Genomic DNA, 13,914 nt, shown 5'->3' with positions numbered 1-13,914 from the left:
CGGCTTTTTTCGAAGAAGAATTTTGGTTCTTTCGGGAAGAGGACGGTTAAATAAACAACGGTAATTCGGATAGTTTGATTTACGTCAAAATGTCAGCCCACGGATATCGCCGTTACCACAGTGCCTTCACTTCAAGAAAATCCACGCCGACGAAGAACTGGAAGAGAACGCAACTATCCGGAAATTCCGGATAGTTCGCCAAGAGGGCTCGCGTAAGGGGGCGCGAGCTTCCGTAACGCCTTGGTCAACCCGGCAACGTCACGACGATAGCTCCGCGATCCGTGGCCACGACCGTATGTTCATACTGGACGACAGGCGCACGGGGCTCGCTGTAGAGCGTCCAGCCGTCGTCTCCCTCGGTGGCCCAGTGTCCGCCCCTGGACAGGAAAGGCTCGACGGTCAGCACGAGCCCCTTGTTGATACGTCGCTTGTCGCCGCGAGTGGGCCAGGTGGCGATTTGCTCGGGATATTCGTGCAGTGACCGGCCTACGCCGTGGCTGGCGAGATTGCGGATCAGCGTATACCCCCGATCCGAAGCAAAGCGCCCGATGGCCTTGCCGATGCCCGCCAGCGGCTTTCGACTGCCCACCTGGGAAATGCCGATCCGCATGGCGCGCTTTCCGTCATGGCAGAGACGATCCAACGAAGGGTCAATAGGTGCAAGATGGAAGGTGGCCCCGGTATCCGCGAAGTAGCCGTTCTTCGATGCCGAGACATCGATGTTGACCAGGTCCCCTGACATGATCACTCGGTCGCCGGGGATTCCATGGGCGATTTCCTCATTGACACTGATGCAGGTGATGCCGGGAAAATCGTAACTGGACTGCGGCGCAGACACTGCGCCTTCACGTTCCAGCAGCGCTTTACCGATGTCATCCAGCTCTCGTGTCGTCATGCCAGGTTCCATCGATTTCGCCATGGCGTGCAGGGTATTGGCGACAATGCGACCGATCTCTTTGAGTCCGTCGAGTTCGTCCTGTTTGGTAACCGTCATTCTCTGTCCCGTCCAGATAGGTGATAACCCCAGACCGATGCGTCGCGTTCAGGGCCTTTGTTCCGCTTGGCATTCATCCAGTCTTTTGAACGTTCAGTTTGTCACAGGACGACGCTCCGACCCCGAACCCGTCGTATCAGATGAGGTTGGTGCCGTCCACGACGAACGTATAAAGTGAAGAATCATCATCTTAATTCAGCGGGGCCGCAAGCTGCGGCCCGGGCGATTCGGAGTTGTCATGGCGACCCCCTCACAGCACGACCTGCGTCTTCAGTTTCGCGAACTGCTCGAACGCGACGAGTGCTTTTTCACCGCATCGACCTTCGACCCCATGTCGGCACGCATTGCCGCTGATCTGGGCTTCGAGGTGGGCATCCTGGGCGGCTCGGTGGCCTCGTTGCAGGTGCTGGCCGCCCCCGATTTTGCCCTGATCACATTGAGCGAGTTCGTCGAGCAGGCCACCCGCATCGGTCGCGTGGCGCGGTTACCGATCATCGCCGACGCCGACCATGGTTATGGCAATGCGCTCAACGTGATGCGCACCATCGTCGAGCTGGAGCGCGCCGGTGTGGCGGCACTGACCATCGAGGACACCTTGCTGCCCGCCAAGTACGGGCGCAAGTCCACCGACCTGGTGCCGCTGGAAGAAGGCGTCGGCAAGATCGAGGCGGCGCTGGAGGCGCGCATCGACCCCGACATGGCGATCTTTGCCCGTACCAATGCCGGCGTGTTGAGCACGGCGGATGCCATCGCGCGTGCCAAGGCCTATGAACGGGCCGGCGCCGATGGTATCTGCATGGTTGGCATTGATGATTTCGAGCATCTGGAAAGCATTGCCGAGCACTTGAGCGTGCCGCTGATGCTGGTCACCTACGACAATCCCGAACTGCGTGACCGCGAGCGGCTGGCGCGGGCCGGGGTGCGCGTGGTGGTCAACGGCCATGCGGCCTACTTTGCCGCCATCAAGGCGACCTACGATTGCCTGCGCGAACAGCGCGGTATCGCCGAAGGCAATCTCAACGCCTCGGAGCTTTCCACCCGCTACTCGACGCTGGATGAAAATCGCGAGTGGGCGCGGCGCTACATGGACGTCAAGGAGTAAAGGGCATACGGTACCCGACCTGTATTTTCCACGAGCCAAGGGGCGGGTGGGCTCTCAGTTCGAAGGAATCTTGTGCGTTGCGGTGTTATCCAAACAGAGGGTTAATGCAGGCATGAGCTGATGATCTCCAAGGTTCGCTCGTCAATGCCAAGCACCTCCAGCGGATTTTCCACCCCTTTCTCTTTCAACCACTGCGCCTGAAGCGTAACTGCTTCACCTTCCAGCCTGCCCCGGCATTTCACATGGAGGTGGGCATCGTTGGCGACCTGGACATGATGAACGATCTCATGGAGCAGGTAACTGGCTGAGACCTGGTCATCGAGACGACAATCATCATCCAGGTAAATTGTTGCAGTTACGGGGTCGTAAATACCCCATAACTGCGGTACATGGGTCAGATCCAGGCCAGGATAGCAGCGTTGCCTGAGCGCCATTTGGTCAATGAATTCAACGGAGGGGGGATCAGGCGCGGCGTACTCAGTATGCGATACCACCCACAATATCATGTTTGAGGAAAGAGCCATTACCCGCTCTGACCGGTCATCATCAGCCTGAGTTAAGCCGACTGCCATGAAGATGATAAAAAACAATGAAATTCGCAGCTTATATCGCATGACGTCGGCTCCTTGAGGCGTATTTAAAGGCCATTGTTGTGAAAAGATTGCTCGCAAGATGGATGCCTCAACGAGTTAAGGGTAGGTCGTTTGGTGCAGGTTGGTTGTTATTCTGGGGGTGTCGAGAACTCCTGAAGTCGCCATGAAACATGGTGTTTTTCTAATTTTTAATTTGCGCTATCAATACGGATTGGTTGAGGCTGCCTGGCAACTTGCCTGGGTCAAATCCAACTGCTATTGACACTAAAGGCAGGCAAAAAAATCAGGGTACGCCCTTGCAGACTGCTCAATGGCCATCCTAAAGGCACGCTATCATGAACCAGGCAGAACTGAACGCAGACGCCGTACGGCGCGGTTATCAGGCATTCAATGCCGATGACCTGGACACGCTCACCGAGCTTTTCGACAAGAACGTGTCCTGGCATACACCGGGGCGAGGGCCCTTTGCCGGCGATCGACTGGGCCGCGAGGCAGTCTTTCAACTGTTCGGCAGCTACAAGAGCGAGACGGGCGGTACCTTCAAGGTCACGTTGAAGCGCGTGCTGACGGATGCGGAAGGCCAGGTCATCAGTGTCCATCACGCCACTGCGGAGCGGAAAGGCAAGCATTTGGAAGTCGATGGCTGCATTGCCTTCGAGTTCCAGGATGGCAAGATCGTCAGGGGTAAGGAGTTTATCTTCGATCTGTATCCGCTGGACGAGTTCTGGGAGTAACGCTTGGTACCTCCGCGTTCGGGAATGGGCCGGTGCCACGTAGGCATCGGCCCTTTTAATTTATACAAGATGAGGTGGCTCATGCATGCGGCGGTCGAATACTGGACGGGACCGTGCTTAGTAAGGTGTACTGCGACCAACCACTAACCCGGGTAACCTGTCTGGTACAGGTCCGGTCCGGATCGGGAGGATCCGGCAGGTGGCGAACATGGATGGCCCTAGGAAGACGCGTATGAAGACAACTGCCTCATGGCTGCTGTGGCTGGTAACCGCAGTCACACTCACCGTTTCCAGCGTCTGTGTGGCGCAATCGCAGGGCGGCACGCAGGCGCAGGCGCAGGGAAGCGATAGCGAAACGCAACAATGGTTCTCCGTCGATTCGATCAACGTCGGGCTCGGCGAGGTGCCCAAGGGACTGGAGCGGGGAACGCCACGCGAGGCGATCCGCAGTTTTCTGAAGCTGACCGAAGATGGAGAGTATGCGGCGGCGGCGCATGTGATCAATCTTTCCGAACTTCCTCCAGCGGAGCAGAAAGAGAGGGGGCCTGAACTGGCCCGCAAGCTTGCCGAAGTGCTCCAGCGAGGCGAGTGGCTGAACGTGTCCAGCCTCTCGGGACGCCAGGATGCCGCCATCATGACCCCGTCGAGCCAGAACCCCCTGATGGGCAAGCCGCGCCGCAATATCCAGCTCGCCTCGCTCACTGCCAAGGGCGAGACCTACGATGTGCGCCTGGGCCGGTACAAGGTGGATGATGAAGAGCCGGTCTGGCTGGTCATGCCGGACATCGTGCCATCGATTCCGGTGCTGTACGAAGAGTATGGTCCTTCCATGCTGGAGGATTATATTCCCGATCGCTTCAAGGCCTCATTCGGACCGCTCAGGATATGGGAGTGGATCGCCATTCCGGTCGTGCTGCTGGCGGTGGGCCTGCTGGGCTGGGGGATCTACAGCCTGGTCGGAGTGATATCAAATTGGTTGCCCTACGGGGCACAGAGCATCTTCGTCGGCCGTATTCAGGGGCCCATGGCACTCATCGTCATGTCGCTGGTGACACAGGCGCTGCTGGATTACGTGGTGTCTTTCTCGGCCGTGATAACCACGACGTTTCGCGTCTTTCTGATCGCCATTCTGGCCTGGGGAGCCGGGGCGGTTGCACTGCGTCTCGTCGATACCATCATGCTGCGCATGACGCGGCGTCTCGTGGGGGAGATCGACGACACCAAGCCCCGCGACGAGCGCAAGTTGCTGACGACCCTTTACGCGTTGCGTCGGGTCATCATTCTGATCATGGTCACCGCTGTCTCGATCTACATATTGGGGCAGATCCAGATCTTCGAGTCGCTGGGGCTTTCGCTGCTGGCCTCGGCCAGTGTGTTGACGGTGCTGATCGGTATCGCGGGCCAGGCCGTGCTCGGGAACATCATCTCGTCGTTTCAGGTGTCGCTGGCCAAGCCCATCCGGATCGGCGACCTGGTGATGTTCGAAGGCCAATGGTGCTACGTGGAAGGCATCTTCTACACGTTCATTCGCTTGCGCGTATGGAACGAGCGGCGCCTGATCGTGCCGGTGACCTATTTCGTCTCCAAGCCCTTCGAGAACTTCTCGGTCAAGAGTGCCAAGGAATACCGGACGCTGGAGATGACCGTTCACTTGAGTGCCGATGTCCAGGTCATCCGTGAGAAGTTCATGGAGTACGCCAAGGAAGAAGACAGTGTCATCGAGCACCATAAGCTGTTGTGTCAGGTGACGGGGCAGACCGGCACGGCCCTGAGTATCAACTGCTACATGATGACCACCGACCCCATGTCCGGCTGGTCGGCGGAAATGAACGTGCGGGAGAGGCTCATGGCATTTATCCGCGACAACTACCCCGAGTGGTGGCCGCGTGAGGTCGTGGTCATCAGTCATCAGGACGTTGCTCGTGGCGAGAGTGCGGCGACTCGCATGTCTTCCTCGGAGAACGACAGCGAGGCGCAGGACACTACCAGGCAGGAAGGCAGCTCCGAGGGGGATGCCTCGGGAGAGGGCAGGTCCTAGGACGATAACCCGTCGAAAAAGGGACGCTCATCGCGATGAGCGTCCCTTTTCGTTGCATGGCTGCCCGATAACGCGGCGTTGGCAGCGACATCCCTCCGCCGCTAGGCAGATATCAGTTCTGCTGGTTGCTTTCCGGCGCCACCCGCCAGACCACGTTGGAAAGATCATCGGCGATGATGACGGCGCCGTCCGGGGCAACGGTCACGCCGACCGGCCGGCCGCGGGTCTTCTCGTCGCTGGTGAGAAACCCCGTGACGAAATCGATGGGGTCGCCGGCGGGGCGGCCGTTCTCGAAGGGTACGAAGACCACCTTGTAGCCGACGGGATTCGCGCGGTTCCAGCTACCGTGCTCGCCGATGAACACCCCCTCGGCGTAGTCACTGCCGACTTGGGGCGTCGAGAAGTCGAGGCCGAGTGGCGCCCGGTGCGAGCCAAGGCTGTAGTCCGGTGCGATCGCTTCTTCCACCTTCTGGGGCTTCTGCGGCCGCACGCGCGGGTCGACGTGCTGGCCCCAGTAGCTGTACGGCCAGCCGTAAAAGCCCCCCTCCTGAACGGAGGTGAGGTAATCGGGAACCAGATTCGGGCCTAGCTCGTCGCGCTCGTTAACCACTGCCCAGAGCTGGTCCGTATCGGGCTGGAAGTCCAGCGCAGTGGGATTGCGCAGGCCGGTGGCATAAGGCCGGTGGGCGCCGGTCTGCGCATCGATCTGCCAGATCTCGGCACGATTGACTTCCGCCGCCATGCCGCGCTCGGTGATGTTGCTGTTGGAGCCAATACCTACGTAGAGAAAGCGCCCATCCGGCCCCGCCGTCAGCGCCTTGGTCCAGTGGTGGTTGATTCTCGATGGTAACTCCGTCACCACCTCGGGCTCGCCGTTGGCCTGGGTCTGGCCTTCCTGATAGTCGAACCGCACCAGCGAATCCTGATTGGCGACGTAGAGGTCATCGTCGATCAGGGCCAGGCCGTACGGGGCATTAAGGCCCTTGGCAAAGACCGTCTGCTCCTCGTAGGTACCGTCGCCGTCGCTATCGCGCAGCAGCGTCAAGCGGTCGCCGCTTTTGACGGAGGTGGTCCCCTGGGCCTTGATGTAACCGGCAATCACATCCTTCGGCTTGGATTTCGGGGCGTTGCCGCCGCTACCTTCGGCCACCAGGATATCGCCGTTGGGCAGCACCAGGGTCTGGCGCGGCACCTTGAGGTCGGTGGCGATGGCCGTGATCGTGTAGCCGTCGGGCACGGTCGGTTTCTGGTCGCCCCAGGGCGCCGGTTCGGGAATCGTCATGTCGGGCAACAGTCCGCGCTGCGGTTCCGGCAGGTCCGGGTTGGGGCCGTATTCGGCTTCTGATTCCGCCGCATTGGCGCCGGCGGCAAATAGAAGTACTGAGAGCGGAGCAACATGGCGGATGCGCGAAAACCTCATGAATGACCTCCGGCGCCGAAACGAGAGAAACCGAGCAGGGCCGCTGCCAGTGCCAGCACGGCGACGATGATCGAGAGCACGAAGCCTGTGGGCATCATGCCCCAGGCATCCCTGGCGTGGACCAGCGCATTGAAGAAGCCCAGTATCCAGGTGACCAGCAGCAGGCCGAAGTAAGTGAAGGCGAGTCCGCGATGGCCACTGGCCTTGAACAGGCCAATAAGGGAACACAGCAGCGCGAGCCCGTTGAACACGAGGCCGCCGGCGATCAGCCAGGACGCAAAGGCGCTCCACTGGATGAAGTAAGTCGTTGAGTAGGCATAATCGCTCAAGGCGGCACCCAGAAAGAGTGAAAAGGTACCGCCAAGCAATAGGGCATGAAGCGGGTTCAATCCGCTTCGGTACGTTCGTTCGGCAGTGGCTGTCACGGCAAGCTCCTTGTGCTGATCGAGCGGGTAGAGGTCAGGGCCTTCTCCGGCGCTGAAACCATGTATGTTCGGCAGAGTGTAGTTGACTCATGGCTGGCGTCACTGCATGCAAGGCTGCGCATTCGGTCAATGACCGTTACGTTCACCTGCGCAAAATGGTCGGAACGAGCGGGTACCCAACAAGCATCAGGCGGTGGCAATCACCGCCTGATGCGCTTTCACGGCCTTCTGGGGCTTCGGGCCGTCATGTGCCGGGCTGCACGATAATCTTTACATGCGACTTGTCGTTGAGCAGGGTCTCGAAGCCTTGCTCGACAATGTCGCCCAGGGCGATGCGGCCGGTTATCAGGTCCTCGGCACGGAAGTAGCCCTGCTGCATCAGTGCCATTACCGCCGGGTAGATGTGCCGGTAGGCGATGATACCCTTCATGGTGCGTTCCTTGATGACCAGGTCGTTGGGCTGGAAGGCGGCCTCGGTTTCCCAGATGCTGACGACCACTGTCTCGCCCCCGGCATGGGTGCTGTTGATGGCCTGGCTCAGCACGGCGGGAATGCCGGTGACTTCGAAGGCAAAATCGTTACCGCCCTGGGTCAGGTCGCGGATCTGCGCGCTCACCTCGCCCTGCTGCGGGTCGAGGGCCCTGGCCCCCAGGTCGGTAGCCTTCTGGCGTCTTACCTCAGAGGGCTCGACGGCATAGATGGCCGCAGCCCCGGCGGCCTTGAGCGCTTCGATGACCATCAGCCCGATGGGCCCGGCGCCGAACACCACCGCGCTGTCGCCTGCCTTCAGCGAACTCTGGCGCACGGCATGCAGGCCCACGGCGGCAGGCTCGATCAGCGCGCCCTGCTCGTAGCTCAACGCATCGGGCAGCCGGTGGACCATGTGCTCGCCGACCACTGTGTATTCCGAGAAACCGCCACCGCCGCCCGACAGCCCATGAAAGCCCAGCAGCGGTGTCAGGTTGTAGCGCTCCATCAGGTACTTGCCGTCGCGGTTCGGCGAGAGAATCGGCTCGATGGCGACCCGGTCGCCCGGCTTGATGCGGGTGACCGCCTCGCCGACCTCGACTACTTCGCCGGCAAACTCGTGACCCATGACGATCGGCGCACGCTGGCCGCTGAGCGGGTGGGGTTCGTCCACCGGAATGAAGATCGGCCCGGCGCTGTATTCGTGCAGGTCGCTGCCGCAGATGCCGCAGGCGGCAACCTTCACCTTGACCTGATGCGGGTCCTGCAGGGTGGGTACGTCGATCGACTCGACGCGCAGGTCGCGCGCCTGGTACCACACGGCAGCCTGCATGGTGGAATCGTGGTTCATGGTATGACCTCGCTGGTGTCATGATGCGGGCCGGCGCTTGTGTGCCGGCCCTTTGCGGTTCAGGCCAGGTGATGGACTTCCTGCAGGCCGTATACGGGGGTGGGGATGCCCTCCATGCGCGCCTTGAGCTGCAGCGCCAGGTACTGCGAATAGTGGCGTGACTGGTGCAGGTTGCCGCCGTGGAACCACAGCGCCTCCTGCTGGGTGGGCTTCCACATGTTGCGCAGTTCGCCTTCCCACGGACCCGGGTCCTTGGTGGTGTCGGAGCCCAGTCCCCAGCATTTGCCGACCTTGTCGGCGACCTCCTGCGAGATGATGCGTGCCGCCCAGCCGTTCATGGAGCCGTAGCCGGTGGCGTAGACGATCAGGTCGGCGGGCAGTTCGGTGCCGTCGGTGAGCGTCACCGAGCGCGGGTTGATGCGCTCGATGCCTACCCCGCTGCGCAGCTTGATCTCGCCGTTGGCGACCAGGTCGCAGGCACCCACGTCGATGTAGTAGCCGGAGCCGCGGCGCAGGTACTTGAGAAACAGCCCCGAGTCGTCGTCGCCGAAGTCGAGCATGAAACCGGCGTCCTCGAGTTTCTTGTAGAACGCGGCGTCGCGTTCGCGAATCTGGTCGAAAGCGGGGCGCTGGAAGTCGGGCAACAGCTTGTAGGGAATCGAGGCGAAGATCAGGTCGGCCTTGTCGTGGGTGATGCCACTCTGCACCGCTTCTTCGGAGTAGAGCGGGCCGAGGGCGTGTTCCATCAGCGAGTCGGACTTCACCACGTGCGTGGAGGAGCGCTGCAGCATGGTCACGTCGGCGTCGTTTTCCCACAGCGCCGCGCAGATGTCGTGGGCGGAGTTATTGGCGCCCACCACGATCACCTTCTTGCCGCGATAGGCATCCGGCCCCGGGTGCTGGCTGGAGTGTTGCTGCTCGCCCTCGAAGGTCTCGGCCCCGGGGAAGTGCGGCACGTTGGGCATGCCCGACATGCCAGTGGCCAGAATCAACTGCTTGGGCCTGAGGGTGACTCGCTCGCCGCCGCGGTTGACGTTCACGGTCCACTCGCCGCTGGCCTCATCGAAGCTGGCATCCTCGCATTCGGTGGAACTCCAGTAGTTGAGCTCCATGACCTTGGTGTACATCTCCAGCCAGTCGCCGACCTTGTCCTTGGGCGCGAAAATCGGCCAGTTCTCGGGGAAGGGAATGTAGGGCAGGTGGTCGTACCACACCGGATCGTGCAGGCACAGCGACTTGTAGCGGTTGCGCCAGGCATCGCCGGGGCGCGGGTGCTTGTCGAGCACGATGGTCGGCACGTTGAGCTGGCGCAGGCGCGCGGCGAGCCCGATGCCGCCCTGGCCGCCGCCGATGATCACGCAGTAGGGCTGGCGGCTGTAGCCGAGTTCGCGCTCCTCGCGCTGGCGCGACTCCAGCCAGGTCTCGCGTGACTTGTTGGCACCGTGCTCGGCGCCCTTGGGACGATGCAGGCCGCGCGGCTCGGGATAGTCCTTGAGTTCCTGCATGGTGGTCAGCAGTGTCCAGCATGTGCCGTCCTTCAGGCGCAGAAAGCCCTTGCCACGGGCCACGCCGGTCTCGAAGGTGAACCAGGCCTCGGTCACGTCATCGGTCTCGGTGGCCTCGCCGTCGATCCGCCAGTTCGACGGGCGGGTCTCGCCCAGCGTGGCATTGAGCATCGACTGGATGTCGTCCTTGCCCTCCAGGGTCTTGAGATTCCAGGTGAAGGCGACCAGGTCGCGCCAGTAGCATTCCTCGTTGAACAGGCCCATGACCCGTTCGATGTCGCGTTGCTCCAGTGCGCTCTCGAAATCGTTCAGCCAGTGTTGGACTTGCTGGGTTGGCGTGCGTGTCGTCATCGTTGTTCTCCGCATTGTTCATGGGTGACACGTCCTTGCCATGGCAGAAAGCGTGCCAACGACGGTGCGGGCCCGGCAAAGCGCGCCAAGTGGCTGAAAATTCACAGAAGAGAAGATGGGAGTGACCACAGCACTAGGGGGCCGTGCTCGCCATCGATGTGACACCTGTCATGTAACGTGCCGGCCATGGCGTTACATGTGTAACGCTCGACCAAGGGCGAAGGGCGTGCCGATTGACTCCCGGCCCGGGCGGCATAGGCTGAACATGGGACTGCCACACAACAACAAGGCCCGCCAGCGCTGACGATAGATAGTTCGACGAGGCGGACGCGGAGAGGCAGCGATGAATCTACGCAACGAACAACGCCAGCATATCGAGACCCTGATTCGCCTCAGTGAAGGGCAGGCAAAGCATCTGGACGGCTGCCGCGAGGTGATCCGGCGCTCCTGGGAGCGCTGTGTGGGCGAGTATCGTCTCGATCCGGGGCGGCCCCGGCCGGTACGCGTGTTGACCCAGCAGGCGCTCAAGGAGCATCGCGAGCCGGTGGACGAACTGCTGCACGTGGCCCGCGCCGGCGTCGACCAGCTCTTCGCCCAGATCGCCCCGCTGGGCTATGTGCTGCTGCTGACCGACCGACGCGGCATTACCGTGGATTTTCGCGGCCAGCCCGGCCAGGACCCGGCCCTGCGCAAGGCCGGGCTCTACCTGGGGGCGGACTGGGACGAGCGTTACGCGGGGACCTGCGCGGTGGGCACCTGCGTGCACGATGCCCAGGCCATCACCTGCCACCAGAGCGAGCACTTCGACGCCACGCATATCAGCCTGACCTGCACGGCGGCGCCGATCGCCGATCCGCAGGGCAATGTCATCGCCGTTCTGGACATCTCGGCGCTGCAATCGCCGCGCAGCCACGAGAGCCAGAATTTCGGGCTGTCGCTGGTCAGTCTCTACGCCCGCATGATCGAGGACGCCTATTTCCTGCATCGCTACCGTGACTGCCTGATCCTGCGCTTCGATACCGCCCGCGAGTTCGTGCATCTCAACGGCCGGGGACTGATCGCCATCGAGGAGGACGGCAGCGTGATCGCCGCCAATGGCGAGGGACGCTCCCTGCTCGACGCGCACTTGCGCCGCTGGCCGGCCTGGACGCCGGGCTGGGTGCCGTCGGCCACGCAACTCTTCGAGGCCGAGCTCGGCGACTTGTTGAGTATTCCTGCCACGCGCGACGACCAGATCCGCGCCTTTCGCGTGCGCGCCAACGACTCGACGTGCTTCGTCACCCTGATCGAGCCGCGCAGCCGGCGCCTGGCGCCGCGGGTCGTGCCGCCGTCGCCCACGCCGGTCCCGGCACTGGACCGGCTGGCCTCGGACGACCCGGCCATGCACCGCGTGCTCAAGCTGGCGCGGCGACTACGCAACGAGACGGTCAGTGTGCTGATCACCGGCGAGACCGGCACCGGCAAGGAGGTGCTGGCACGTGCCCTGCACGACAGCGGCAGCCGCGCCGACGGCCCGTTCGTGGCGGTCAACTGTGCGGCGATTCCCGAGTCGTTGATCGAGAGCGAACTGTTCGGCTACCTGCCGGGAGCCTTTACCGGCGGGCGCAGCAAGGGCATGCGGGGGCTGATCCAGCAGGCCGATGGCGGCACGCTGTTCCTCGACGAGATTGGCGACATGCCGCTGCCGTTGCAGACCCGCCTGCTGCGTGTGCTGGCCGAGCGCGAGGTGATGCCGCTGGGTGCCGAGAAGGCCGTACGCGTCGACCTGCGCGTCATCACCGCCACCCACCGCGACATGAGCGAGCTGATCGCCAATGGCCGCTTTCGCGAGGACCTCTATTACCGGCTCAACGGCGCGCAACTGCGCCTGCCGGCGCTGCGTGATCGTGCCGACAGGCACTACGTGATCCGCAGCGTCTACGAGGCGCTGGTGGCCGAGCGAGACAGCGACGTCAGGCTGCGTGCCGATGCCATGAGTGCACTGCTGGCCTATGCCTGGCCGGGCAACATTCGCCAGTTGCGCAATGCGCTGGACTTCGCCCTGGCCACGGTCGAGGGCGAGGAGATCACCGTCCACGACCTGCCCGAGGAGTGCCAAGGCGGACTGGCCATCGCGCCGCAGGTCATCGATGCCACGCCGCAGCCGGCATGTGCCGATGACGACGACGCCCAGGCGCTTCATGCGTTGCTGCAGGAAACCGGCTGGAACGTCAGCCTCGTGGCGCGCCGGCTTGGCGTGTCACGACCCACCGTCTACCGTCGCATGCGCCGCCACGGGCTGGTGCCGCCCAACCGGCGCGAGGCGAGATGTTGGCCTGAATGAACCGCAGGCTTGGGCGGCGCGAGGGCAGGAAACGCCGCTCCGGCGGGCGGTTATCGCATCAATCGGGGAGCTGCGCTTGCGCTTCGCGAGCCGGCCCGCCAAGATCGCGTCTCCCGCTCTAACAGAAAACCAAAATGACTACGCTTCAATGCAGGGTGCGGGGCGGCACGTCCCGCGATATACCGGCCATGGCCTCCCTCTGGCTGGAGGCCTCATGCGAGGCCCATGATTTCGTGCCCGATTCGTTCTGGCATGCCCAACGGTCGGCCATGCAGGAAGCCTATTTGCCGTCCGCCGAAAACTATATCTACGAGCAAGAAGGAGACATAAAAGGGTTCGTCTCGTTGCATGAGGCGACGCTGGCCGCCCTGTTCGTGATGCCCATGAGCCAGAATCAGGGAATTGGCCGGTCGCTGCTGGATCATGCCAAGTCGCTGCGGCCCGTGCTCGAGGTGCATGTCTATCGCAAGAACGTCGGGGCGGTACGTTTCTATGAAGCGAATGGGTTCGTCATCGTGGGCGAGAGCGAGGATACCCATACTGGTGAGCCGGAGTGGTTCATGCGCTTTGGCTGAGAATGGGGGCCAGCCCTCATTTTCCTAGTGATGCCGAAGGCAGGATCACATCGGGCTGTAATAACCCGGGTGTTACCAGCCCAACCAACTGCGCAGCCATTGGCCTGGGGTGGCGGGGCTGGCCGTGGCTCGGCCGGCATTGCCTGCCAAGCGGTCCGAGGCGAGCTTGAGCGGTGACATGATCGCCTCGAGGTGATGCTGACAGAGCCGTCGATTGACGGCAGCGGGGCATTGCGCCATCAGCAGGCCGCAGTGGTAGATGGCGGTATCCAGGGCCTCGCTGACCTCCGTGAAGGGCGCGGCTTCCCGGCGGCAGCGCTGTAACTCGCCGGATAACATGCGCAGCAACGCGGCATCCAGCCAGCAGGGCGTGTCGTCTTCCTGGGCTGAATCCGCCACGGAGCGCTTGATCGCCTGAAAGGAGACCTGCAGAAAGACACAGGTGTAATACAGCTGGGAGCGCTCTGCCGTCATGGGAAAATCACAGCCAATATCAACGAGACTGATTCTCATTGTTGTTGGTATGGCTGCTGCTG

Annotated in this window: 12 protein-coding genes; 5 read left to right on the top strand and 7 right to left on the bottom strand. The window is 62.2% G+C overall.

Annotated elements, in window-relative coordinates; genetic code table 11:
- Positions 1-244 precede the first annotated feature (244 nt).
- Entirely contained in the window at positions 245-994 is a 750-nt protein-coding gene (gene map / locus BM194_RS06870; RefSeq protein WP_092845100.1) for a type I methionyl aminopeptidase, read from the bottom strand.
- A gap of 238 nt (positions 995-1,232) precedes the next feature.
- On the opposite strand from map, the gene BM194_RS06865 reads away from it, so the two are divergent.
- Positions 1,233-2,096 (top strand): isocitrate lyase/PEP mutase family protein, encoded by an 864-nt coding sequence (locus BM194_RS06865; protein WP_092845098.1) that lies wholly within the window; start codon positions 1,233-1,235, stop codon positions 2,094-2,096.
- Between the two features lie 101 nt (positions 2,097-2,197).
- On the opposite strand, the gene BM194_RS06860 is transcribed toward BM194_RS06865, so the two are convergent.
- Positions 2,198-2,710 (bottom strand): DUF6647 family protein, encoded by a 513-nt coding sequence (locus tag BM194_RS06860; RefSeq protein WP_092845096.1) that lies wholly within the window; start codon positions 2,708-2,710, stop codon positions 2,198-2,200.
- A 314-nt stretch (positions 2,711-3,024) separates the two neighbouring features.
- Between BM194_RS06860 and BM194_RS06855 the strand changes: the two genes are divergently transcribed.
- Together BM194_RS06855 and BM194_RS06850 are read left to right on the top strand one after the other, a co-directional pair.
- The gene (locus tag BM194_RS06855; RefSeq protein WP_092845094.1) at positions 3,025-3,423 is read left to right on the top strand and encodes a nuclear transport factor 2 family protein; all 399 of its coding nucleotides are present in this window, start codon (positions 3,025-3,027) and stop codon (positions 3,421-3,423) included.
- Positions 3,424-3,655: 232 nt separating this feature from the next.
- The gene (locus BM194_RS06850; RefSeq protein WP_092845092.1) at positions 3,656-5,461 is read left to right on the top strand and encodes a mechanosensitive ion channel family protein; all 1,806 of its coding nucleotides are present in this window, start codon (positions 3,656-3,658) and stop codon (positions 5,459-5,461) included.
- 112 nt (positions 5,462-5,573) lie between these two features.
- Here the strand turns inward: BM194_RS06850 and BM194_RS06845 are convergent, their stop codons facing one another.
- The 4 genes from BM194_RS06845 to BM194_RS06830 form a co-directional block, all read right to left on the bottom strand.
- Positions 5,574-6,881, bottom strand: a complete 1,308-nt coding sequence (locus BM194_RS06845) for a PQQ-dependent sugar dehydrogenase (protein ID WP_092845090.1) — start codon at positions 6,879-6,881, stop codon at positions 5,574-5,576.
- On the bottom strand, positions 6,878-7,306 hold the full coding sequence (locus BM194_RS06840) for a DUF2231 domain-containing protein (RefSeq protein ID WP_092845088.1): 429 nt from the start codon (positions 7,304-7,306) through the stop codon (positions 6,878-6,880). Before BM194_RS06840 ends, BM194_RS06845 begins: the two co-directional genes overlap by 4 nt.
- 244 nt (positions 7,307-7,550) lie before the next feature.
- Positions 7,551-8,624 (bottom strand): 2,3-butanediol dehydrogenase, encoded by a 1,074-nt coding sequence (locus BM194_RS06835; RefSeq protein WP_280522540.1) that lies wholly within the window; start codon positions 8,622-8,624, stop codon positions 7,551-7,553.
- Between the two features lie 59 nt (positions 8,625-8,683).
- On the bottom strand, positions 8,684-10,480 hold the full coding sequence (locus tag BM194_RS06830; RefSeq protein WP_092845086.1) for an NAD(P)/FAD-dependent oxidoreductase: 1,797 nt from the start codon (positions 10,478-10,480) through the stop codon (positions 8,684-8,686).
- Between the two features lie 343 nt (positions 10,481-10,823).
- Between BM194_RS06830 and BM194_RS06825 the strand changes: the two genes are divergently transcribed.
- Both BM194_RS06825 and BM194_RS06820 read left to right on the top strand, forming a co-directional pair.
- A complete protein-coding gene (locus tag BM194_RS06825) occupies positions 10,824-12,803 on the top strand; it encodes a sigma-54-dependent Fis family transcriptional regulator (protein WP_092845084.1) in 1,980 nt (659 codons plus the stop codon).
- A 134-nt stretch (positions 12,804-12,937) separates the two neighbouring features.
- On the top strand, positions 12,938-13,378 hold the full coding sequence (locus BM194_RS06820; RefSeq protein ID WP_092845082.1) for an N-acetyltransferase: 441 nt from the start codon (positions 12,938-12,940) through the stop codon (positions 13,376-13,378).
- 72 nt (positions 13,379-13,450) lie between these two features.
- On the opposite strand, the gene BM194_RS06815 is transcribed toward BM194_RS06820, so the two are convergent.
- Entirely contained in the window at positions 13,451-13,852 is a 402-nt protein-coding gene (locus BM194_RS06815) for a hypothetical protein (protein ID WP_092845080.1), read from the bottom strand.
- Positions 13,853-13,914 lie beyond the last annotated feature (62 nt).

Source organism: Modicisalibacter xianhensis (assembly GCF_900113605.1).
In the GTDB taxonomy this organism is placed as follows: domain Bacteria; phylum Pseudomonadota; class Gammaproteobacteria; order Pseudomonadales; family Halomonadaceae; genus Modicisalibacter; species Modicisalibacter xianhensis.
This window is presented reverse-complemented; position numbering and strand designations above follow the sequence as displayed.